The sequence below is a fragment of the Collinsella aerofaciens genome (assembly GCF_964283865.1).
Lineage (GTDB): Bacteria > Actinomycetota > Coriobacteriia > Coriobacteriales > Coriobacteriaceae > Collinsella.
On record NZ_CAXYLS010000003.1, the window covers coordinates 183,772 to 206,771 of the forward strand.

General features: G+C 59.0%; 15 protein-coding genes. All 15 read right to left on the bottom strand.

The features are described 5' to 3' along the window. Positions 1 to 299 precede the first annotated feature (299 nt). Positions 300 to 1,031, bottom strand: coding sequence for a D/L-lactic acid transporter LarD (gene larD / locus ACRX4W_RS03440; RefSeq protein ID WP_432299179.1), 732 nt, complete (start codon positions 1,029 to 1,031; stop codon positions 300 to 302). Positions 1,032 to 1,080: 49 nt separating this feature from the next. Further along, entirely contained in the window at positions 1,081 to 2,358 is a 1,278-nt protein-coding gene (gene larA / locus ACRX4W_RS03445; RefSeq protein WP_117647964.1) for a nickel-dependent lactate racemase, read from the bottom strand. Between the two features lie 468 nt (positions 2,359 to 2,826). Beyond that, positions 2,827 to 5,640 carry a phosphoenolpyruvate carboxylase gene (locus ACRX4W_RS03450; protein ID WP_432299181.1) on the bottom strand — a complete coding sequence of 938 codons (2,814 nt, stop codon included), beginning with the start codon at positions 5,638 to 5,640 and terminating at the stop codon, positions 2,827 to 2,829. Between the two features lie 257 nt (positions 5,641 to 5,897). After that, positions 5,898 to 7,211, bottom strand: coding sequence for a histidine--tRNA ligase (gene hisS, locus ACRX4W_RS03455; RefSeq protein ID WP_432299183.1), 1,314 nt, complete (start codon positions 7,209 to 7,211; stop codon positions 5,898 to 5,900). 303 nt (positions 7,212 to 7,514) lie between these two features. Beyond that, on the bottom strand, positions 7,515 to 8,270 hold the full coding sequence (locus tag ACRX4W_RS03460) for an MFS transporter (RefSeq protein ID WP_347487285.1): 756 nt from the start codon (positions 8,268 to 8,270) through the stop codon (positions 7,515 to 7,517). A 92-nt stretch (positions 8,271 to 8,362) separates the two neighbouring features. Next, positions 8,363 to 9,661, bottom strand: coding sequence for a M20 family metallopeptidase (locus ACRX4W_RS03465; RefSeq protein ID WP_432299185.1), 1,299 nt, complete (start codon positions 9,659 to 9,661; stop codon positions 8,363 to 8,365). A 116-nt stretch (positions 9,662 to 9,777) separates the two neighbouring features. Then, positions 9,778 to 10,761: a DMT family transporter gene (locus tag ACRX4W_RS03470; RefSeq protein WP_432299187.1), complete on the bottom strand. Its 984-nt coding sequence runs from the start codon at positions 10,759 to 10,761 to the stop codon at positions 9,778 to 9,780. A gap of 338 nt (positions 10,762 to 11,099) precedes the next feature. After that, positions 11,100 to 13,289, bottom strand: a complete 2,190-nt coding sequence (locus ACRX4W_RS03475) for a YhgE/Pip family protein (protein ID WP_432299189.1) — start codon at positions 13,287 to 13,289, stop codon at positions 11,100 to 11,102. Next, on the bottom strand, positions 13,290 to 16,064 hold the full coding sequence (locus ACRX4W_RS03480) for a YhgE/Pip domain-containing protein (protein ID WP_432299191.1): 2,775 nt from the start codon (positions 16,062 to 16,064) through the stop codon (positions 13,290 to 13,292). A 483-nt stretch (positions 16,065 to 16,547) separates the two neighbouring features. Then, complete coding sequence (gene htpG, locus ACRX4W_RS03485) at positions 16,548 to 18,572, bottom strand: molecular chaperone HtpG (RefSeq protein WP_432299193.1); 2,025 nt, start codon at positions 18,570 to 18,572, stop codon at positions 16,548 to 16,550. Positions 18,573 to 18,774: 202 nt separating this feature from the next. Beyond that, the gene (locus ACRX4W_RS03490) at positions 18,775 to 19,275 is read right to left on the bottom strand and encodes a GNAT family N-acetyltransferase (RefSeq protein WP_432299195.1); all 501 of its coding nucleotides are present in this window, start codon (positions 19,273 to 19,275) and stop codon (positions 18,775 to 18,777) included. A 38-nt stretch (positions 19,276 to 19,313) separates the two neighbouring features. Further along, positions 19,314 to 19,964, bottom strand: coding sequence for a tyrosine-protein phosphatase (locus ACRX4W_RS03495; protein ID WP_432299197.1), 651 nt, complete (start codon positions 19,962 to 19,964; stop codon positions 19,314 to 19,316). Between the two features lie 17 nt (positions 19,965 to 19,981). Next, positions 19,982 to 20,719: a CpsD/CapB family tyrosine-protein kinase gene (locus ACRX4W_RS03500; protein ID WP_117583801.1), complete on the bottom strand. Its 738-nt coding sequence runs from the start codon at positions 20,717 to 20,719 to the stop codon at positions 19,982 to 19,984. Positions 20,720 to 20,721: 2 nt separating this feature from the next. Continuing rightward, entirely contained in the window at positions 20,722 to 21,378 is a 657-nt protein-coding gene (locus ACRX4W_RS03505; RefSeq protein ID WP_432299199.1) for a YveK family protein, read from the bottom strand. A 195-nt stretch (positions 21,379 to 21,573) separates the two neighbouring features. Beyond that, positions 21,574 to 22,998: a sensor histidine kinase gene (locus tag ACRX4W_RS03510; RefSeq protein WP_432299201.1), complete on the bottom strand. Its 1,425-nt coding sequence runs from the start codon at positions 22,996 to 22,998 to the stop codon at positions 21,574 to 21,576. Positions 22,999 to 23,000 lie beyond the last annotated feature (2 nt).

The following is a 23,000-nucleotide window of genomic DNA, read 5'->3' on the forward strand; positions in this document are numbered from 1 at the left end:
GCTCATCCCAAAGCATCACCCCAACCTAGGGCGCCACGCATCCCAAAGTGTCACTCGCACCTCAAAGCGCCTAACAACAAAGTGCCCACCACATCCAAATTCAGATATATATGTTGGTTGCTTGTTCGAACGCAACTGGATTCCCGCAGGGTCCGGCATAGGTTAACTTTCCGCCGCACTCCGCAGGACGCAAGAAGCTCCCGCCGCACGAAGTGCGCAGCGGGAGCTTCTTGCATGTCCGAGGACGCGGCGGAAAGATAACCTATGCCGGACCCGGGCGTTATATCAATTGTCTTGGACTAGAACATGCCCAAGAAACCATGCACAAACAGCGCGGCCAGAGCGGCACCGACAAACGGAGCGATGCCAGGAACAAGCAGGCCGTACTTCCAGTTGTTGTCAGCCTTGTTCTTGATCGGCAGCACCTGATAGGCCATGCGAGGACCAAGGTCACGAGCCTGGTTCATGGCGAAGCCGGTGATGCCGCCCATGCCCATGCCAACAGCCCAAACGATCAGGCCGACGCAGATGGCGAGCATCAGAACGTTCTCGCCGGCGCGGCTAGCGGCAGCAAGGATGGCACTGATGAACACAAAAGTGCAGATAGCCTCGCAGAAGAAGTTACGGACATAGTTCGTACCCTCGGTGGTGGGGTTGGTCGAGAAGATGTTGCGCTGGGCAATGGGGTCGACGACGCCCTCGGAAGCCTTGAACTCATCGGCATACATCAACCAAGCGATCACGGCACCCACAAAGCCGCCGAGCATATCGGCAAGCATGAAGGGGATGCAGTTGCCCCACGGCACCAGGCCGACAATGCACTGGGCAAGCACCATGGCGGGGTTCATGCACACAGCGCCACCAAAGACAAACAGGCAGACCGAGATGCCAAAGGACCAGGTGGTGATGGCAAACATATGGCCGGAGCCCTGATACTTGGTGCCCTTGAGCACGGTATCGCAGTGAACGCCCACGCCAAAGACGATCATGAGGGCCGTTGCGCCGAATTCGCAGAGGAGTTTGGTAAGCATAAAACCTTATCTTTCTTGTCGGTTATAAACGATTCGTTTAAGCCGCGCACTAGTGCTGTGCGACAACAACACCCAGGCCATCGGGGATGACGGCGACCTTGGCATCGGCACCCTTCATCTCAAAGGCGAGCTTGAGCGCTTCCTCGATAGTGTTGACCGGCGTCATGTGCATATCCTTGAGCATCTGGTGATCGCACAGGTCGGTGACCATGATCACAGGGTGATGCGCCAGGATGCGGGCAAAGATCTGGCTCGTCCACTGATCGGGCAGGGTCTCGTCCTTAGGACGATCGATGCAGGCGCGCTCAAACTCTGCCGGATCGTTGTCGGCGATGTTGTGATAGAAGCCCTCGCCGCCGTGACCGTCGGCACAACCGGCGACGTCGATGATCACACCGCCCTCGGGAAGCGTGGCCTCGGCAGCGCACATGCCCTTCACAGCCTGATAGATGTTCTGATCGAGGGGGTAGCCGCCGTTAGTGGTAATGGCGATCTCGCACTCGACGGGCTCAACGCCGGCAAGGCTCTTCACGAACTCGCAGCCAGCCTCGTGCGCCTTGTGGATGTCGCCGGCAAAGGAGCCAATGACCTCGTGCTTGCCGTTGAGCACCACGTTGAGCACAAAGGCAAGGTGAGCCATCTCGGCGGCGGCAAACATGTCCTCGCTCACGTGGTTGTGGCACAGGTTGCCGGCACGCGAATGGGAGTCGTTCACAAACTGACCGTTGTGGTTGTACATGATGGTCTTATAGCTGGCGATGCCGGGCAGGACAGACTTTCGGCTGCCAGAGAAGCCGGCAAAGAAGTGCGGCTCAATGAAGCCCTCGGCAAGCAGCAGATCGCAATCGGCCGCAATCTTGTTGATGATGCACTCGCCACCAGAAGGCAGGGTGCCGATCTTTTTCATCATGCTGTCGTCAGTCGCGACGTGCATAACGATTTCTTCGTTGGCAACGATCTCCTCGCCGTACTTGTTGACGAGCTCCTCGTGCGTCGACGGACGATGCATACCCGTAGCAACCAGAATGCGCACGCGAGCCTCAGGCGCAGCGGAGTGGATGTGATGCAGCAGAATAGGCATCGTCACACGCGAGGGAACGGGACGCGTATGATCTGAGCTAATGATGACAATATCCTTCTTGCCAGCACAAAGCTCCTCGAGCGAAGGCGAGCCGTAAGGGTTGGCAAGCGACTCCTCCACCAGCTCTTCCTGCGATTTCGTGGTCTTAAACTCGTTTTGATGACCTTCCATCACACCCGCGAAGTTCTTATCCTCGAGTTCCAGATGCAACGTCTTGTGGTCAAACGGCAGTTCACATTCAAACAATGACGAGCGCCCTCTTCCTTTCAACTGACACACTAGATAAACCGTTGGAAGGATACGCCGCTCACCGAAAAACACCACCGTCCACCGACTCATTAACACAACGTTCATATTTGACCCACAACAAAACAACCGCGATCCCAAACGGGACCGCGGCCGCTACAGTCATAAGTCGAGAAGCGCCACATGCATCTCAAACCCGATCGATAAGACGCGTGGCGCGAAGCGCCAAACGCGCCGCCGGGACAAACCCCATCCAAAACGCGCGAAGCGCACCATTATTCCCCCAGCCAGTAATCCGCCGAAGACCGGACATCGCAGGGGCCGCCGTATGTTTGCTTTCCGGCGCACTCCGCAGGACGCAAGAAGCCCTCGCCGCACAAAGTGCGCAGCGAGGGCTTCTTGCATGTCCGAGGACGCGCCGGAAAGCAAACATACGGCGGCCCCGGACAGCGACTACAGGGCTATCGATTACCCCGTGTTTTGCAAACCTGCCGAGACGCCGGTCACAGTCGAAAGAATCAGGCTCATGTACTCGGCCTTCTTCTCCTCTGCCATCTCGTCCTGGTTCATACGAACCTCGCGAAGGGCGCGGACCTGGGCGATGGACAGTGCGTCGACGTAGGGGTTACGGACGCGTACGGCGCAGCCGAGCACGCGGCGGCGCTGCAGCGGCCACTCGTCACCGACGATGGCAAGGACCCACTTACGCGTGAGCTGCATCTCGGTGAAGACCTTCTTGGACAGATCCTGGCGATCGCCCAGGTGCAGATACATCTTGGCGATGCGCTGGTCAGTCTTGGCGATCGACATCTCGATGTTGTCGATAAAGGTGCGGAAGAACGGCCACTCCTGGTAGGCAGCCTTAAGCTGGTCCAGATCGCCAAACTGCTCGCAGGCGGTACCCAGGCCGTACCAAGCGGCCAGATTGATGCGCGCCTGGCTCCAGCTGAAGATCCACGGAATGGTACGCAGGTCGTCGAGCGACTTGGCACCCAAGCCGCGCTTGGCGGGACGCGAGCCGATCGGCAGCAGACCGACCTCGGTCAGCGGCGTCACGGTCGAGAACCACGGTGTAAAGTCCTCGGTGTTCAGCAGGTCCAGATAGCGCTCGTGGCTTGCGGCGTTGAGCTTCTCGGCCATATCCCAGAACTTCTGCGTGGTCTCGGTGTTGGTCTTCTCGACACTCGGGGCCGACTGCAAAAGCGTTGCGGCGGCAACGGACTCAACATGGCGCTGAGCCAGCGTGCGGTTGCCGTAACGGGCAAAGATGACCTCGCCCTGCTCGGTGAGCTTAAAGAAGCAGTTGACCGAACCCTTGGGCTGCGCCAGCACGGCCTTATTGGCCGGGCCGCCGCCACGGCCCACGGCACCGCCGCGACCGTGCATGAGCACCAGGTCGATATCGTTCTTCTCGGCCCACTTGGCAATACGCTCCTGTGCGGAGTGCAGCGCGAGCATAGCCGTGGTAGGACCGGCATCCTTGGAGGAGTCGGAATAGCCCAGCATGACCTCCATGCGTCGGTTCGTCTGGGCAAGGCGCTTTTGCACCACGGGCAGCGTGAGCATCTGGTCGAGCACGTCGACACAGCCCTCGAGGTCCTCAAGCTGCTCGAACAGCGGAATCACGTCGAGCTCGGGGACATCCTCCTCGTGTGCAAAGGACAGGTGGGCAAGCTCAAAGACGTCGGCCACATGCTGGGCGCTCTTGGTGAACGAGATGATGTAGCGGTGCGCCATCTTCTTGCCGTAGCGCTTTTGGATGGAACCGATGGCACGGAAGGTGTCGATGACCTCGCGCGTCATGGGCTGCAGGTCGCCATGGATACCGTTCTCGTGGATATCCTTGAGGGCGCGGGCGTGCACCACGGAGTGCTGACGGAACTCCATCTCGACCATGTGGAAGCCGAAGGACTCGACCTGCCAGATGATGGTCTGGACCGGGCCGTAGGCGGCACGGACGGCACCGCAGGCGGCCAGGGAGCGCTGGACGACGCGCAGGTCATCCAGGAACTCATCGGCGCTGTGGTACATGGTATCGGTGATGCGACGGACGGTGGCGTTCAGACGGTCGGCCATGACGAGCATAACGGCGCGATGCGGCTCGTGCTCGGAGATCAGTTCAGCACGTGCGGTGTACTGAGTGCTCATCTCGACCTGATGGTTCCACAGGTTGATGAGTTCGGCAGACGGCTTGCTGTAGGTGGCCTCAAGCGTCAGGTTACGGCCGATGCGGCGGCACTTGTCCTCGAGCTTGAGCACCATATGGGTGAAGTACTTGGCAGCAACCTCGCGGCTCACCTTGGCGGTGACATTGGGGTTGCCGTCGCGGTCGGAACCGATCCAGCTGCCGGGGTGGAAGAACGCCGGGCACAGCGGCGGCACGGTGCCGGCCTTGTCGCCCAGCACCCAGTCATCAAAACGACGATAGATAACGGGAATGACGTCGAACAGCGTGTTATCGAAGATGTCGATGATGGTATCGGCTTCTTCGACCGGCGTGGGCTTCTTGAGCGCGATGGGGCTCGTACGCACCAGAGCGTCGATCTCCTGCAGCATATGGCGCTCGTTCTCCACCAGGTCGGAGCCGCCCAGGCGCGGACGCTCCTCCAGCAGGTTGGAGATACGGCGAATCTTGCCCTCGACGGCCTTACGACGGGCCTCGGTGGGATGTGCGGTAAAGACAGGGTGGAACTCGAGCTTGTCGAGCAGCTCGTTGGCGCCCTCGACACCCATCTCGTTTACCAACTGGTGATAGGCGACGGTGAGTTCGTTGGCGGGATCGACCTCGGTATCGGTCGACGCACCTGCCTCGCGCTCGCGCAGCTGCGCCACGCGGTAGTTCTCCTCCGACAGGTTTGCCAGATGGAAGAAGCTCGTAAAGGCGCGGACGATAACCTGCTGCTTATCGAGCGGCAGACTGTCGATCAGATCAACGACCTCGCGAAACGCCACGGCGGTGGGCTCGTCGGCAGTGGGCACGCCCTGCTCGTCGACGGACTCGTCGGCAGCACGGGTGCCGGGGTTTCCGGCGTTGGCCACAATCTCGGCTGTCAAAATCTTGTCGAACAGGTCCGCGATCTCGGGATCATACTCGCTAAGCACACGGCGCTCCAGGCGCAAGAACAGCGCCAGATTGTCGCGCAGCTCCTCGGGGATCTCGATCTCAGCGAGACGCTCCTTGGATTCGGCATTCGAGCCGATTCGGTTAACGAGGCGGTTGACCACGGCAGCGACGCGCGCCGCGGCTTCGGGTACAGACTGGTTGCTTAGGTTCTCAGCCACGTTTCCTCCCATTCCTCCTTCTATGCACGTAACATGCGGTATTCATTATAGGCGCTTGCGAAATACTTTCGACACTGATTGCGCTTTACCACACAAAAGTATTTTCTGCATTGCAAGGGTTTTTGCTCTAAATGGTCGTATTTCTCGGTGGACGGCATACACAAACGGGGGCATTCCGCATAAATGCGAAACACCCCCGTAACAATCGCTCGCAATGGACGAGACACTCAAGCGGACCCGCAGCTCAAAATGATGCGCTACAGGCGCTCGCGAACCGCCTCGACGACGTTGGCCAGATCGGCAAGGACCTCTTCATGGCTCTCCATGTCGCGCACCTTGACCTTGCCGGCGGCAAGCTCGTCGCCACCCAGGACCAAAATGAGCTTGGCGCCAACCTTGTCGGCCTGCTTAAACTGAGCTTTGAGCGAACGACCCTGGTAGTCGGCCTCGGTCACGATGCCAGCGGCGCGAAGCTCCTGCGTGATGGCAAAGACGTTCTGGCGCAGCTCCTTGCCGGCGTTGGCGACGTAGACGCACGGGGCCTCCTCGGCACCCAAGTCGTTACCACAGGCCTGCAGGGCCAGCAGGGCGCGCTCAAAACCGACAGCGAAGCCGACGCCCGCCGTGGGCTTGCCACCCTCGAGCTCGACCAGACCGTCATAGCGACCGCCGCCACCAATGGAGCCGACACCGGCGCCGGGAGCCTCGACCTCAAAGACGGTACGGGTGTAGTAGTCCAGACCACGCACCAGTGTGGGATCCTCGACATACTCGATACCGGCGGCATCCAGATAGCGCTTGACCTGCTCGTAGTGCTCGCGGCACTCGTCGCACAGGTTGTCGCCCATCAGCGGCGCGTCGGCCATGATCTCGCGGCAGTGGTCGTTCTTGCAGTCGAAGGCACGCAGCGGGTTGAGCTCGGCGCGCTCGCGGCACTCGTCACACATCTCGTCAGCGTGATCGAGGATAAACTGCTTGACCTGCTCGCGGTAAGCCGGACGGCACCGAGCGTCGCCCATCGAGTTAATGAGCAGACGGAGCTTGGAAAGATCGAAGCCCAGGCGCTTGTAAAACTCCATGAGCATGATGATGCACTCGGCGTCTGCCGCCGGATCGGGAGCGCCGAGCCACTCGATGCCCACCTGATGGAACTGGCGCAAGCGGCCCTTCTGGGGACGCTCGCCACGGAACATGGCCTCGGCGTAGTAAGCCTTAAACGGCGTGGAGCCCTGGGGCACCAAGTTGTTCTCCACGACGGCGCGCACCACGCCAGCCGTGCCCTCGGGACGAAGCGCCAGGCGCTGCTTGGGCTTGAGCTTGGTATCGGTGCCCTCGGTAAAGACGCGCTCCAGGTTGGCGCCGCTAAACACGCGGAACATCTCCTTGCGCACGACGTCGGTCGACTGGCCGATGCCGTGGACAAACACGTCCACCTGCTCGATGGCGGGCGTCTCGATGGGCTTAAAGCCAAACGGCTCGAACACGCCGGCAGCAATCTGCTGCATCTTTTGCCAGGCGCGCATCTCAGCGCCGATAAGGTCGCGGGTTCCCTCCGCCTTCTGTGCCTGCATGGGCAAACACCTTTCTTTTGTATCGCGTCATAGGTAGTGGACATTATACGGCACAAAGCAGCAACGCGGCGGCGTGTCTGACCGAACGAGGGTATGGGGACTCGTTCGGCCAGACACGCCGCCGCGGTTTGTGATCCCTTTTCCTCCGTCCCCTTCGGATTACGTGATCCCTTGGGGACGGAGGAAAAGAGATCATTTCGTAGGCCCGTGGCTGCCCTGGAAACCGAATGACGGTACGAGCATCCATTCGGCTTCCAGGGCAGCCACGGGCAGAACAGGCAAACAGGAATAGGCGGCGACCCGCTACTCCCCCGCCACGCTTGCGCGCAGCTTGGCGGCGATGGGCTCGGATGCCAGCAGGAACACGAGCATGACCACGGAGCACGCCAGGCACACAATCCAGGTGCTCGCAAAGGAGCCCGTGGCATCGAACAGCACGCCCGAGACAATGGCGCCCACGGTGCCGCCGACCATCTCGAGCGAGGTAATGGTGCCCGTGACCTTGCCGAGGTCGGCCATGCCAAACTGCTTGGACGCGGCGATGGTAGGCGTGATGGTGCCCATGCACGTTCCGATACCAAAGCTCGCAGCGGCCACAATAGGACTAAGGTCCGTCGTCGGGAAGCACAGCGCCACACAGGCGACAATACACGCAACGGAACCCAGCACGTTGCCAAAGCGCAAACCAAAACGATCGTAGATGGCGCCGAGCGAAATCTTGGCGATAACGACCGTAACCATATAGGCCGAAAGCACGGTGCCCGCCCACATGGGGTCGTGGCCGCCCGTGACGATCTTGGCGCCGTTGACGGTAACGCTCGTCATGTTCGTAACTTGGTTGGGCAGGATGGCGCCATTGACAAGCCCCATAAAGAGGAAGGCGACGACAAGCAGCCAAAACGCCGGGCTCTTCTTGATGCGAGACCAGCCAACGTTAACCTCGGGCGCCGTGCGCTCGTCCTTGTCGCCAGCCGTCGAGACGGACGGATCGCCCGGGTTCTCGCCGAGCGGCTTCAGGCCAATCTCGGAAGGCTTGGTGCGGAAGGAATAGTCATGCAGTTAACGAAAATGGTGTAGCACGTGGCCATGATGACAAAGCCGGAGGCCACCACGAGCCAGCCGGGGAAAAATTTACTTTGCTGGGACATGGATTACTCCTTGTGGTCCGCAATGTATCCGAGAGCGACGGCGGCATAAGCCGCGGCGCCGAGAGGAAGCTCGGCATCGTTAAAGCGCGCCTTGGGATGATGCTGAGCAAAATGCTCGTCCGTATCAGTCACAGCAGCGCCCACGGTAAAGTACGCGCTCGGGATCTCGCTCGAGATCAACGCGAAGTCCTCGCTCGCCATGGCGTGGAACAGCGGCAGGAAGGCGGACTTGGGCAGCACCGCGCCCACGTAGCCAAGCGACGCCTGCGTCATGCCGTCGTCGAGTACGAGCGGGGGAACATCCGAGAGTGTCTCGATAGTCGCCGGCGTACGATAGGTCGTGGCAACGCCTTTGACGACCTCCGCGATGCGGGTCTTGAGGTGCTCCATGAGCTCGACGTCGAAGCCACGCAGCGTTCCCTCGAGCACACAAGTGTCGGGGATGACATTTGCGGCCTGACCGCCGGCGAACTTGCCAACGGTAAGCGCGACCTCCTTGGCCGCCGGCACCTCGCGAGAGATAAGCTCCTGAAGCGCCAGATGCACATGGACGCCGGCCGCGATGGGGTCGATGCAGATCTCGGGGCTCGAGCCATGGCCGCCCTTGCCCTGAAGCGTGATGCGAAAACCGTACACGCCCGAGAGCGCCGGGCTGCCGTAGAGCACCAGGCCAAGCGGCGACTGGCTATTGACATGCATGGCAAAGGCGGCCTGGGGACGCGGGTTCTGCAGCAGACCGTCGGCGATGGCGGCGCGGGCACCCTCAAAGGTTTCCTCGCCCGGCTGGAACAGCAACTTAACCGTGGCGTTGGCGTCGACAAGCGCAGACTCGCGGGCCTTGAGCAGGCGCGCCGCTCCAAGCAACGCCGTCGCGTGCATATCGTGTCCACATGCGTGCATGCAGCCGTTCGTAGAGGCGAAAGGCTCGCCTGACTCTTCGGCAACGGGCAGGGCATCCATGTCGCCACGGAGCATGATGACCGTACCGGCCTGTTCGTCCGTGCAGACGCCATTGCCCTGGGCCGCGGCGGCACCGGCGCCGACAAGGCCCACGACACAGGAACCATCGACGAGCGTGGCAAATGGGATTTCCATCTCGGTCAGGCGCGCTTGAATATACGCAGAGGTCTGTGGGAGGCTATTACCCAGCTCGGGCATCTGGTGTAAATCGTGTCGCCACGCAGCGAGCTCGTCTGCAAAAGCCTGAGCTTCTGCAACGAGACCGTCACCGATAGCGGCCTGCGCCGCTGCGGTGGCCTTGGGCGCTGATTGCGGTTGAAGATCGGACTGAGCTGGTGCCATAAATGCCCTCCAGTAACGTTTTTGCAGTAAGCACTTTGATAGCGTAAAGTGCAAGGTACAACTTTAAAGGCGAGTCATAAAAAACGCCGCCCCAGGAGGGCGGCGCAACAAGTTGTTTACAATTGCGAGCGCGGCTTTCGACGCAAAAAATCGAAGTGAGTCTCGCTCAAGATAATCGACAGGAAGATAAGCACAAAGCCGGCGAGCAGGCGCGAGGTGAGCGCCTCCCCCATCAGCAGCACCGAAAACAACACGCCCGAAGGCGATTCCATCGAAAGGAGCAGCGAGCCCGTCGAAGCCGGGACATGCGCCAGGCCGACGTTTTGGATGAGCAGAGCCACGCATGTGCAGCCCACCGAGAGAAACGCCATCACACAGATAAAATTCGGCGTCCACACGGACAGAGGCGCCTGGGTCTCGAATAGCAGCGACGAGACCAGGCTTAGGATGCCATTGCCCACAAACATCCAAAACGTGATGACGTTGATGTCCATTTTGCGACCGTACTTGGCGGTCACCTCCATCTGGATGGCGAAGAAGACCGCGCCGCCCAGCGTAATGGCATCGCCGATATTGAACTCGACGCTATCGAGTGCCACCAGGCCAATGCCCGCCAGGCACAGCAGTGCCGCACCCAGGTTATAGCGAGTGAGCTTTTCGCCGCTCAGGACATAGCTGGCAAACGGCACAAGGATACAGTACGTGCCCGTCAAAAATGCACTCTTGCCTGCCGTGGTCTGTGCCAGGCCAATCGTCTGCAGTCCGTATGCTCCCCACATGAGCGCACCCATGCCCAGCCCGACGATAAGGTTGCGAGCATTAAAGTGTGCGATGATGCGTTTACGGAAGATGGCGAACATAACCAGCGAAGCCGGGAGAAAGCGAACGTAGACCAGCTCGAACACCGGAACGGTATCGAGCGCATCTTTCATGGTGGTAAAGGAATAGCCCCAGATGACCGCCACCGAAAGCAGCAAGACCTTCCAGAACAACGGCGAACGCGCGCCGGCGCCGCGGGAGGTGCCGCCGGCACCCAGGTCTTCGCGCGCTACAGGGCTATCGGGCATGTTTTCGATTTCATCAACGGCATTCTGGGCCATAGGGCATCCTCGCGCTCAGTCTGGGCGTGGTGTCCGCACGTGCATGGCCGCGTGCCGCCTCATGGTCAAATAAAACGGGGCGCACCGGACCCCCGGTACGCCCCGCTACTGTAGCAACAACCGGTGTTGCATCGCAATCCAGCCCACTAAAGCATTTTGTTCCGCCGTTCTACCGAACGGCGGACCGGCCGACGCTGCGCGAGCCGCATTCACGCCAATCTAACGTTCAATTTCAAGGGCGCGACCAGAAGGTCAGTGCCCTTTCATTTCACGTCACCTTGGCGCAAATGCGGCTCGCTCGCTGGCATTAGCGCTGCATCGGCGTTAACGTTGCTGTACTAGATAAGCTTTGTTGATTCCAGCTTTTCGATGATCCAGTCGTTGGCTTTGATGACCGGACGGCGGAAGATGACGCCCAGGGCCAGCGACGGAATCAGATAGCTCGCCAAGATACCCAGCTCAACCCAGTACTCCATATGGTAGGCGCCAGCCATGGCGGCGTGCATGGCGTTGATGCCGTGGGTAAACGGCAGGAACGGGTAAATCGCCTGGAACACGGGGCCGGTCATCTCGATGGGGAACGTACCGCCTGAACCGCCGACCTGCATGACCAACAGCACGACAGCGAGCGCCTTGCCGATATCGCCAAACGAAACCGTGAGCGTGTAGACGATATTGGAGAACACGAGACTCGCGACCCAGCCCGCCAGCACAAACTGCAGCGGGTTGTCGCACTGAATGCCAAAGAACAGAATGTCGCCCGCGCACACGAGCGTTGCCTGCAGCAGGGCCAAACCGCCAAAGAACAGGTAACGGCCCAGATAGATCTCGTGCAGGCGTACGGGGATGAGCTCGTTGATAAGCTCATCGTCAACCGAGACCTTCATCATGGCCGCCAGAACAATCGAGCCCACCCACAGCGACAAAATCGTGTAGAACGGCGCCATGGCCGAACCGTAGTTGCGGATCGGATAGACCGGCTTGCGATCGAGCGCAACGGGGCCAGAAAGCGACACGGCCAGACCCTCGGGATCGTTGCCGATCATCGTCTTGATCGTGGCCAGATCGTCCGACATAAGAGCACCGTCGAGCTCGTCCTTGAAAGCGCTAATCTTGTCCGACGCCTCACCCAGTTGGTCAGAAGCCTTGTTGACGAGCTTTGCGGCTTTGGACAGACCCTTTGCGAGCGAGCCAGAGGCGTCGGTCAGACCGCTCACGGCGCTATCCAAGTCACCCGAGATACCGTTCAGGGAATCCAGAACGCCCGAGATGGTCTTCTTGAGCTCCTTGGCCTTAACCGAGAACGTGGAATCGTAGTCGGACTTGGCTCCCGAGATACCCGCCTTGGCATCGGCGATGGCCTGGTCGACCTCGGCACGCGAGTTGTTGACCTCCGCCATGCCGTCCGAAAGGGACTTTGCGGTCGCCGTCAGGTCCTTCGCATTGTTGCGGTACTCCACGGCAATTCTGCCCAGCGACGTCGCAGCGGACTCGAGACCGTCTTTGAGCTTGTCATCACTCACCTGGTCGGCAAGGTTGCGGAGCTGATCGGCCATCGCATCGATATCGTCAGCACGCGTATTGAGCGCCGCTGCGGCTTCGTTGAGCTGAGACACCGTAAGGTCAACATGCTGATTCGCGGCATCGAATGCCTTCGCAAGCTCGGCGGACACGTTGTCGAACGAGCCCGCGCTTCCGTCAATCGCCGCGTCAACGGCATCGTTGGCGGCCTTGAGCGCTTCCTTGGAATCATTGATGCCGCTCTTGGCGTGCTCCATCAGCTGCTTCGTCGACTCATCAACGGTGCCCGTCTGCTTGAGCATGCCGCCCGCCGATGTCAGTGAATCGGACGTGGAGCTCAAAATGCCCGCGAGCGACGTCGCACTCGTCTGAACGTCCTGCAGGTCCTCGACCGAATCGCCCAGCGTCGAGGACAGATTGGCGATAAAGTTGCTCACCTGGTCGGTACTCATATAGTCGAGCAGGCTGGACACGGTCTTAAGGCCGATGGTCGTGATGGTCTTGGTAAAGGTCTCGTTGACCTGACTCTGGACGGCGCTCGAACCCTTTTCAGTCACGATCTGTGCGATGGCGTTGGCCTTCTGGTTCTCATAGAACTCGATATCGGCGTGCTTCACCTCGGTCGAGAAAAGCGTCATCATGTCGGCGCTAAACGTTTTAGGGATAACGACGGCAGCGTAGTACGCGCCCGACTTAACGCCCTCAATCGCCTTATCGCGGTCGTTGAGGACGACCCAGTCGAAGTTCTCGTTGCCGCGCAGGGTGGCGGTTACGTTTTCGCCCACGTTGACCTCGACGGGAATCAGATCGCTCTCGTAACCCTCATCGGTGTTGACCACTGCAATCTTAAGGTTGCCGGTATTGCCGTAGGGATCCCAGCTTCCGGCGATGTTAAACCATGCATAGAGACATGGCACGATGATCAGGCCCATCACGACGACCATGCCGATCACGGAGCGAGACACGTTTTGGACATCGCGCTTAAACAGGTGCAGGATGTTTTTCATTTATGCCTCACCTCCTTTAGAGTGCTTGCCAAGCGGGGTGGTGTCCCCGTCGTTTCCGTTTACGTTGTCAGCGCCGTCGGCATCTTGAGCCTTACGATGCGCACCGATATGCGGCAGACGGCTCGTAGGCTGTTCGCCTCCCTTGGCGCCACGCTCGCTGGCGTTGAGACCAAACATGCAACGGGCGGCAGGGATCGCCGCCGTGTGCTCGCGCATCTCGCGGCGAAGGTCCTCGTCCGAAAGCGCCGAGATACGCATCTGGGTATTGAGGCTCGCACGGATGTATTCGATGTTGATGAGCCAGCCGCAGATGGCGATAACCGAAATGATCCAGATAACGAGCAGGATGATCTTGCCGTTATTGTCGATATCGAGCACCGTCGAAAGCACAAAGAGCAGAACCTGCACGCCTACCACGGCGGCAAAACCGCCCTTGATGTAGTACGGGTAGCGATGCTCAAACGCCACGGCATGATCGAGCAGCTCGCGACGGTACGAATCCGAATCGAGCATGACGCGCATGGCCGTGCGCAGCGAATAGCGCTGGCGCGGTAGGTCGTTGGACTCGCAGATCATTAGGCCCGTCGTGGAAAGCTGCTTATCAAAGAGCAGATTGAGGTTGAGCAGCAACGGGCGCAGCTGCAGACCGATAAAGAGCGCGATGGCAAGGAACACGCCCAGGACGCACAGGTTGAACAGGTAGTTGAACGAATACATGCCACCGACGGTCTCGCGCAGCAGGTTGATGCCATAAGTGAAGGGCAGCAGCGGATGCAGCCATTGGAAGAAGCCGGGCATCATCTCGATGGGATACATGCCCGACGAGCCGGGGATCTGCACAATGACGAGGATGACGCCAATGGCTTTACCGATATGCTTAAACGTGGTGGACAGCGCATAGATGATGTTGACGTAGGTGAACGAAATAGCGATGCCGCCCAGTACAAAGAGCAGCGGATTGACGCACTGAACGCCAATGACCAGGTCGCCCACCGTAACGATAATGGCCTGGAACGCGCCCAGGATCACCAGCAGCAGCCAGCGGCCAAAGTAGCCCTGACGCGCCGTAAAGCTACCGATGCCCTCGCGGTCGACCTCGAGTTTATAGATAGCGATGAGCACATAGCCGCCTACCCACAGCGCCAGATTGGTGTAGAAGGGCGCGATGCCCGAGCCAAAGCTCTTGACCGGATAGATTGACTTGGACGTCAGCTCAACCGGAGATGCCATGAAATCTGCCACGTCATTGACGTCGACGTCCATGAGGTCGGCTAACTCGCCCATAGACTCAGAGGTCTGCAGCGCCGCAATGTCATTGGCGGCGGTCGCGAGCTTGTCCTGAACCTTGGCAAGGGAGGCGTCGGTTTGGGACAGCGTGGTCTTTGCCTGCTTGAGCGTGGCGTCGAGCTGCGCCAGCGTGCCGCGCGCGCTCGCTATCGTGGGGGTCATACCCGACACAATGCCGGTCAAATCGCCCGAAACGGCGGCAAAGGAGTCAAGCGCGCTCGAAGCCTTCGGAAGTGCGTTCTGACCCAGATCGGTCTGAGCCTGACCGAGGCTAGCCGTACCGGTCTGAATTGCCGCGTTGAGTGCGTTGCTCGCGTTCGAGATTGCCGTAGCGTCGTTTGCCATGGCGCTAGACTGTGCAGAAAGGCCATCCTTGATGCTCTGCAGCTTCTGGTTTTGCTCGCGAAGCGAATCGATGGTCGATACAATGCGCGCGTCAATTTCCTCGGAACCTGTCGACGTGTCATTAACGAGAATCTCCAAGTGCCCGATAACGGCCTTATTGTGATCGATCGTCGCCTGGAGAGACTCGAGCGAGTTGTCGATGCGGGTGGTCGTAGATGTGACCGTACCCGTTAGCTTGCCAATCGCAGCGTTCGCGGAGGCTGACGTCTTGGTGAGTGCAAGGCTACCTTCCGAGAGTGCCTTGGAGAGCGAGGTGATAGAGTTGCCCGCCGTGGCGCGAGCCTCGCCCAGCAGATTATTACCCTGAGCGATTGCCTGCGTTAGCGAAGGCGCCTGCCCCTGCAGGCCCGCCAGCGCAGCATCGGCCGAAGCAATCGAGCTGCTTGTCTTGTCGATGGCGGTGTTCATGTCGCCGATGGAATCACGTACTTCGCCCAGGGTATCAGACGCCTCGGACACCGAGTCCGCCAGCGAATCCTGGGTCTGGGTTGCCTTGTCTTTAAGGTCGATGCCGGCATCCTTGGCGATGCCCGCTACGGTCTCGCCCACCGTGGAGACAAACTCCGAGTTGATCTGCTCCTCGATGGTGTTGGCACCGGTATCGGTGACCTTGGGCGCAATGGCGCTCTTTTTCTCGTTGACGTAATAGGTGAGCTTCGGCTGATGGTAGTTGCCGTCGAGCATCGAGACCAGATTGTCGGAGAAGTTCTTGGGGATTACGATCGCCGCGTAGTATTCCCCGCTCTCGACGCCCTCTTTGGCATCGGCGGCCGAATCGACGAAGGTCCAGCCCAGCTGATCGTTTTCCTTGAGCTGATCGACCACCTTATCGCCCGCATTAAGCTCGCCCACTAGGTCGTTCTGGGTGCCCTGATCGTTGTTGGCGATAGCGATTTTAATGCCCTGGGTGTTTCCATACGGATCCCAGTTGGCCACGATGTTGTACCAGGCATACAGCGAGGGGATAACGCACACGCCCAGGGTAACCACCAAGGCGACGGGGTTCACAAGCAGTCGCTTAATGTCGCGCTTGAATATCGCAAAGGAGACCTTTGCATCGGATAGTTTGCTGCCGAGACTCACGCTTGGACCATCCATCCTGTCGTTGAATCGAATCGTACTATCGACAACCATTGTACGTAGGCGCTTTAGTGCCTCGCGGCACAATGGTGCTGAGTTTTGCGGGTAGCAATATACTACGAAGATGAGTTAGTGTACAGTTGTACAGTATCTTTAATTTCAGCAGGTCACAAAACCACAGCCCGCACAAATTAGCAATCCGAATAGTCATTGGGAACGTTCTTAAACGACTAGTCAAACAAGAACGTCCCCGATGACTACTTAGGGCCACGAAAGCGTCGCAGGTTGAGCATAAGTCAGCGAAAACGCCCCTGAGCGAGCAAGGTGACGTGAAAGAGGAGGGAAGCGTACTTTGGTACGCGACCGACGATTGAACGTCAGATTGCCGCTTAGGGGCGTTTGCAGCGTCGACCGGTCCGTCGTTCGTTAGAACGACGGAACCAATAGGTTCGTTAGAACGGCGGACCCAAAGGCGTAACTACTTAACTACATCAAGTTGCAAACAGCCGCCGCGAAGGCAACGGGGTCCTCGGGGAGGATACCCTCGACCAGCAGGGCCTGATCGTAGAGCAGGCCGGAGTACTGCTTGATCTTGTCGGCGTCACCTGCCTTCTGGGCAGCGACAAGCTTGTCAAAGACCGGGTGCTTGGCGTTGAGCTCGAGCACGCGCTGGCTCTTGGGCATGCCGTCGGGCGCGCCCTCGGGTCCCTTCTGGAGCACCTTCTCCATCTCGAGCGAAAGCGGACCCTCGGTGGTGATGCAAGCGGGGGCATCGGTCAGGCGCGCGGAGACGGCAACTTTCTCGACCTTGTCACCGAGCGCCTCCTTCATAGCGCTAAAGAGGTCCTCGTTTTCCTTGGTGGCGTCCTCGGCCTCCTTCTTCTCGTCCTCGGTCGCCAGATCAAGATCGCCAGTCGCGACGTTCTTGAGCTCCAGGTGACGATCCTCGACCTCGGGCTCGGCACCGTCGGCAACGGCCTTCTCGGCAGCCTCGCGGGCGGCGTCGTCCTCGTAGATCTTAGGCATATCGGCGGCAACGTACTCACGCATAGCCTGGAACGTGAACTCATCCACATCCTGCGTCAGCAACAGCACGTCATAGCCGCGGTCGAGCACACCCTTTACCACGGGCATCTTGGCCAAGCGCTCACGCGAGTCGCCGGCGGCGTAGTAGATGGCCTTCTGATCCCCGGGCATGCCCTTGGCATACTCGGCCAGGGTAATCATCTTCTGCTCCTTGGCAGACCAGAACAGTAGCAGGTCGGCGAGCTCATCGGCCTTCATGCCATAGCTCGAGTAGATGCCGTACTTAAGACCGCGGCCAAAGTTCTCAAAGAACTTCTCGTAGGCCTCGCGGTCGTTGTCGCGCATATCCTCAAGATCGGCGGTAATCTTCTTCTCCACGCGCTTGGCGATGGCCTTGAGCTGACGGTTCTGCTGCAGCGTCTCACGCGAGATGTTGAGCGACACGTCGGCAGAATCCACGACGCCGCGGACAAAGTTGTAGTAGTCGGGCAGCAGGTCGTCGCACTTCTCCATAATCAGCACGTTGGAGCTGTAGAGCGCCAGGCCCTTCTTGTAGTCCTTGCTGTACAGATCGAACGGGGCGCGGCCCGGCACAAACAGCAGCGCATCGTACTCAAGCGTACCCTCGGCATGGAAGCTGATAGTGCGCGCGGGATCGTCAAAGTCGTGGAACGTGGACTTGTAGAACTCGTTGTAATCCTTCTGCTCAACGTCGGAGCTGCGCTTTTTCCAAATCGGCGTCATGGAGTTGATGGTCTCGAGCTCCTGGTAGTCCTCGTACTCGGGCTTGTAGTCGTCGCCGGCGTCCTCGGGCTTGGGTTTCTGGCGGCTCTTGCTCACCATCATCTGAATCGGGTAGCGCACATAGTTGCTGTACTGCTGAATCAGGCTCTTGAGGCCCCACTCGGTCAGGAAGCGATCGTAGGTCTCGGCCTCGCCGTCGGCGTCGAGCTTCTCGTTCTCGCGCAGCGTCAGGATGACATCGGTACCGTGCTCAGCACGCTCGCCATCCTCGATGGTGTAGCCCTCAAGACCGTCGGACTCCCAAACGTGGGCGGTGTCCTCGCCATAAGCGCGGCTGACGACCTTCACGTGGCTGGCGACCATAAAGGCGGAGTAGAAGCCCACGCCAAACTGGCCGATGATGTCGACATCGGAGCCCTGTTGCTCGGCGTTCTCGGTCTTAAACTCCTCGGAGCCGGAATGGGCGATGGTGCCCAGATTGCGCTCGAGCTCCTCGGCGGTCATGCCAATGCCGTTATCCGAGATGGTAATGGTGCGGGCGTCCTTATCAAAGGAGACACGAATGGCCAGGTCGCCCTGGTCGAGTTTGACACTCGGATCCTGAAGGCTCTTAAAGTTGAGCTTGTCGACGGCATCGCTCGCGTTGGAGATAAGCTCGCGCAGGAAGATTTCCTTATTGGTGTAGATGGAGTTGATCATGAGGTCGAGCAGTTTTTTGCTCTCGGTCTTAAATTGACGCATGTGCAGTCCTTTCGCGCTACCCCCGTCCGCAAAAACGGCCCGGTTGCCCGAGCCGCATCGCAGACCTGCTATGTCCAGACTTAGATTTTATAACCCATTAGCGCGCATATATACATACGGAATCGAAAAACTGTATGTCCAAACGCTCTGATACGCCAATTGCCAAGGAGTGTCCCCGACTGCCGGCAGGAAAGGAACGTCCCTATCTGCCATCTACGCGCTTGGCCATCCAAGCATGGGGCTGGCCCTCGTCTTCGTAGTCCACCGGGGCAATCTGCGTGTAGCCCGCCTTGGCATAGAGCGGCAGCACGTATTCCTGCGCATGCAGCTTAATGAGCTTGGCGCCGGCATCACGCGCGCACGTATCACTGGCCTCGACAATCTTGCTCGCCAGACCGCGACGGCGCATGCTCGGCAGCACAGCCACGCGCCCCATAATGTAGGTCTCCCCCGCCGCGACGCTTTCGTCCAAGTCGCACGCCGGCGACACCGGAGCCCCTGCGTCAGCCGCGCGCTCAAGCTCTTCGGGAAACACGCGCGAGCAACCGGCAAGCTCGCCGTCTACATAGAGCGTCACATGAATGCAGTTCGGATCCTCGTCGATAGCGTCGAACTCATTCTCGTAGCCCTGCTCGTCCATAAAAACGACGCGGCGCACCAACGCCGCGTCATCAAAGCATCCCGTCTTAAGTTGGATATCCATGCTGCCCTTTCATTCAATGCGAACGTTAGGGACAGATTTTAGCGAAAATGAGCTCCGCGCACGCTAAACTTCGCGCGAGCCTTCGCCAGGCAATCGTAATGACCCACGTTATGGGCATCGCTCGCGATGAAGCTGTACAGGTTCTGATCGAACAGGCGCTGTGCCGGCTTTTTCTCGCGACCAAAGCGACCGCCGGCAATAAAGTCCGCCGAAGCTTGCAGCTTGCAGCCCATATCGACCAGGCGCTCCGCCACGCTTACATCCTTTTGAACCGCACGATAGCGCTCAGGATGAGCGATGATCACCTGGTAGCCACGGCACTGCAAATCGTAAATCGTGTTCTCGTACTCTCTAAACGCATACGCATCGGCATGCGTCGAAAACTCGAGCAGAAACTCGTTGGTCCCATCGAAATGCAGGTGCTCCGCGGCATCGATACCAAGCTCAACGAGCTTTCGATGGTTGACCTCGAAGCCCATCTGGAGCGGAAAACCGTCAGCGTTATCACGCAGCAGCTCAAAGGCATCCCACATCTTGTCGTAATCAAAATAGGGATCACGGCAGTGAGGAGTGCAAACGATTCTGGTTACACCGGCCCGCTTGGCAGCCTCGAGCATCGCCAAGCTCTCATCGAGATCGGCGGCGCCGTCGTCTACACCCGGCAAGATATGGCAATGAATGTCACGCATAGGTCAGCCTTAATCAACTAAACGTTTGCTCGGTTGGTGAAGATGCCCTTTTTGGAAGTCCCCTGATTGTCGGAGCCCTTCTTAACCTTCTTACCGTCCTTGGTGTAGTAAGAATAGTAGTACTCGCTGGTCTCGGTCTCACAGTAATTCATGACGGTACCGATGAGCTTGACCTTCTCGGACTTCTTAAGCTGACCGATGGCGTTGAGCGCCTCTTCGCGCTTGGTAAAGTTCTCGCGCACCACGAACAGCGCGCCGTCGGTCAGGCTGGCAATCTCGGCAGCATCGATGAAGGTGCCGACCGGGGGAGCATCGAAGATGACGTACTGGAACTTGGCGGACAGTGCCTTTACCAGCTTGGCAAAGCGATGGGAGACGATGATGTCGGCAGGATTGGGAATGTGCGGCTCGGCATCGAGGAAGTAGAAGTTCTTCTGACCCGTCTCAACAATCGCCTGGTCGATAGAAACCTGCTCGGACAGGACTGCATAGAGTCCGCCGCGGGAGCGGACGCCGAGCATATCGGCAAGGGACCTGCGACGCATATCAGCCTCGACCAGCAGGACACTCTTGCCGCTCGTGGCGATTGCCTGAGCAAGGTTAATGGAAACCGTAGACTTGCCCTCGTTGGGAATCGAGGAGGTAACGGTAATGGTGCGAATGGGGTCATCCACGCTCGCAAAGCGGATGTTGGCCAGAAGGGTCTTGGCGGCATTCTGCACAACGAGCTTATCGGTGTTCTTTGCCTTAGCCATGCCTATTTACCACCTTTCATAGCCGGAATTCGGCCAACAACGGGAATACCCAGGAGCTCTTCTGCCTCTTCGGCACCGCGGATGCGGGTATTGAGCATGTCTGCCAAAACGACATAGGCAACTGCGATAAAGATACCGGCGAGGAACGCGACGGCAATATACAGCGTGCGCTTGGGGCCGCTGGGGGCTTCGGGGGTCTTAGCCTCGTCGATAACGTTGATGCTCTGGGCAGCGCCGACGTTCTGAGCGACCGTACTCACCGAGCTGGCAATGGCCTTTGCGACCTCAGCCGTCTCCTTGGCATCGGTGCCGGTAACCGAAAGCGTAATGACACGCGTGGTGGTCTCGGAGGAAACAGACACCTTGTAGTCATCCAGATCGGTAAGGCCCAGTTCTTTGGCGGCGCCGCTCTTAACGCTATTGCTATCCAGCAGCGTGGCGATATCGTTGGAAAGCATCTGGCTCGCCGAGAGATCGTTGTAGCTCATCTGACCGCTATCGTCGGTCTTGGCGAGAATGTACATGCTCGTCGTCGCGGTGTAGGTGTTGTCCATCGCAACGAAGGACACGATGCCCATGGCGATCGCGCAGACCACCGGAAGGGTGATGACCAGCTTGAGGTGCTTCTTCAGCAGCTGGAACAGTTCGAGAAGGGTCATGCAGCTTGCCTTTCATTTCCCCAGTTCGGATTGACAAAACTGTCCGTATGTTATCGCATCTTTTTACCGAGACCAAACTCTATACATAAGAAACAGGCTCTCCTGTAAAAATGTCGGAAGCAATCGTAAAATTGCACAACAACGCCGCACCCGAAAGTCAAATGCGGCGTCTATATCAATATCTATGTTGTATCGCTATGCGAATGGCTCGTCCTGCTGTATGGGAAACGTCACCGTAATGGTGGTTCCCACGCCCAACTCGCTCGACAGATCGAGCGCGGCGTGATGATACAGGGCCGCATGTTTGACAATGGCAAGCCCCAGGCCGGTTCCGCCGCGTGCCTTAGACCTACTCTTGTCCACGCGATAGAACCGCTCAAATACCTTGCCCTGTTCTTCAGGCGCGATACCGATTCCCGTGTCGGCAACAGCGAGGAACGGATGGCCTTCGTCGTTGGTGCCGCACTGCAACGTAACCGTACCGCCGGGTCGATTGTAGCGGATGGCGTTGCTTGCCAGATTATAGATGAGCTCGTCGATCAAGCGCGACACGCCTTCGATGACCACAGGCTTGGTCTCATGACTTATCGTCACATTCGCCTGACGGGCGACCTGTTCAAGACGCTGCTCAACCGTGTAGATGGCACGCGAGAGCTCAATAGGCTCCGTGGACCCAATGGGCACCGCCTCGCCCTCAGTTGCACGCTCGGCCTCGTCCAAGTTAGACAGCGTAAGGATATCGTTGACAAGCGCTGCCAAGCGGCCCGCCTCACGATAGATGCGACCGCCAAAGTTGCGTAGGTCGTCCTCGCCCTCGACCATGCCGTTTGCGATGAGCTCGGCATAGCCCGAAATCGCCGTAAGCGGCGTCTTGAGTTCATGGGTGATATTCGCCGTGAACTCGCGGCGCATACGGTCGTTGTCCGCTAGCACCGCCATTTGGCGCTTGAGTTCCTGGCGCTGCGACTCGATACGCTCAAGCATGGGGACCATCTCGGCATAGGCGTGCTCATAGCTACGACGCGGGTGATCCAAATCCACCTCTTGCAACGGCGCGATGATGGCACGGGACTCACGGCGCGCCATAAAAAACGAGAGTACTGCACCCGCTGCTGCGATAAGCAGCATCGGCGCCAGCATCGACAGCAAAATCGCCGCAACGCCAGGCTGGGCCTGCGCCAAGCGAACGACCTGGCCGTTATCAAGGGTGACGGCGCGATACAGCATAATCTCGTCGAGCGTAGAGCTTGCGCGCTCCGCGGAACCCAAACCACTCTCAAAGGCCTCGATGACCTCGGGGCGATCACCATGGTTGGGCAGTGCGGAAGGCGACGCCTCGTTGTCGTAGGCAACCGATCCATCCTTGTTAATCAGCGTGATGCGTAAGTCCTCGCGATCGAGGCTACGCAAGAACGGGATGGGCTCCTGCTGCTCGTCGAGGGCGGCAGCAATGAGCTCGGTTTCCTGCGCCAGATTGGCACTCGTGGCATCCGCCAAGGTGTTTTGCACAAAGAACGCACCCAGCACCGTAAACGCCACGATAACCGCCATGGCGCAAACAAAGATCGTCACAAAAACGCGGTGCGACAACGTTTGTTTTCCCTGGGGGGCGAAGACCACGG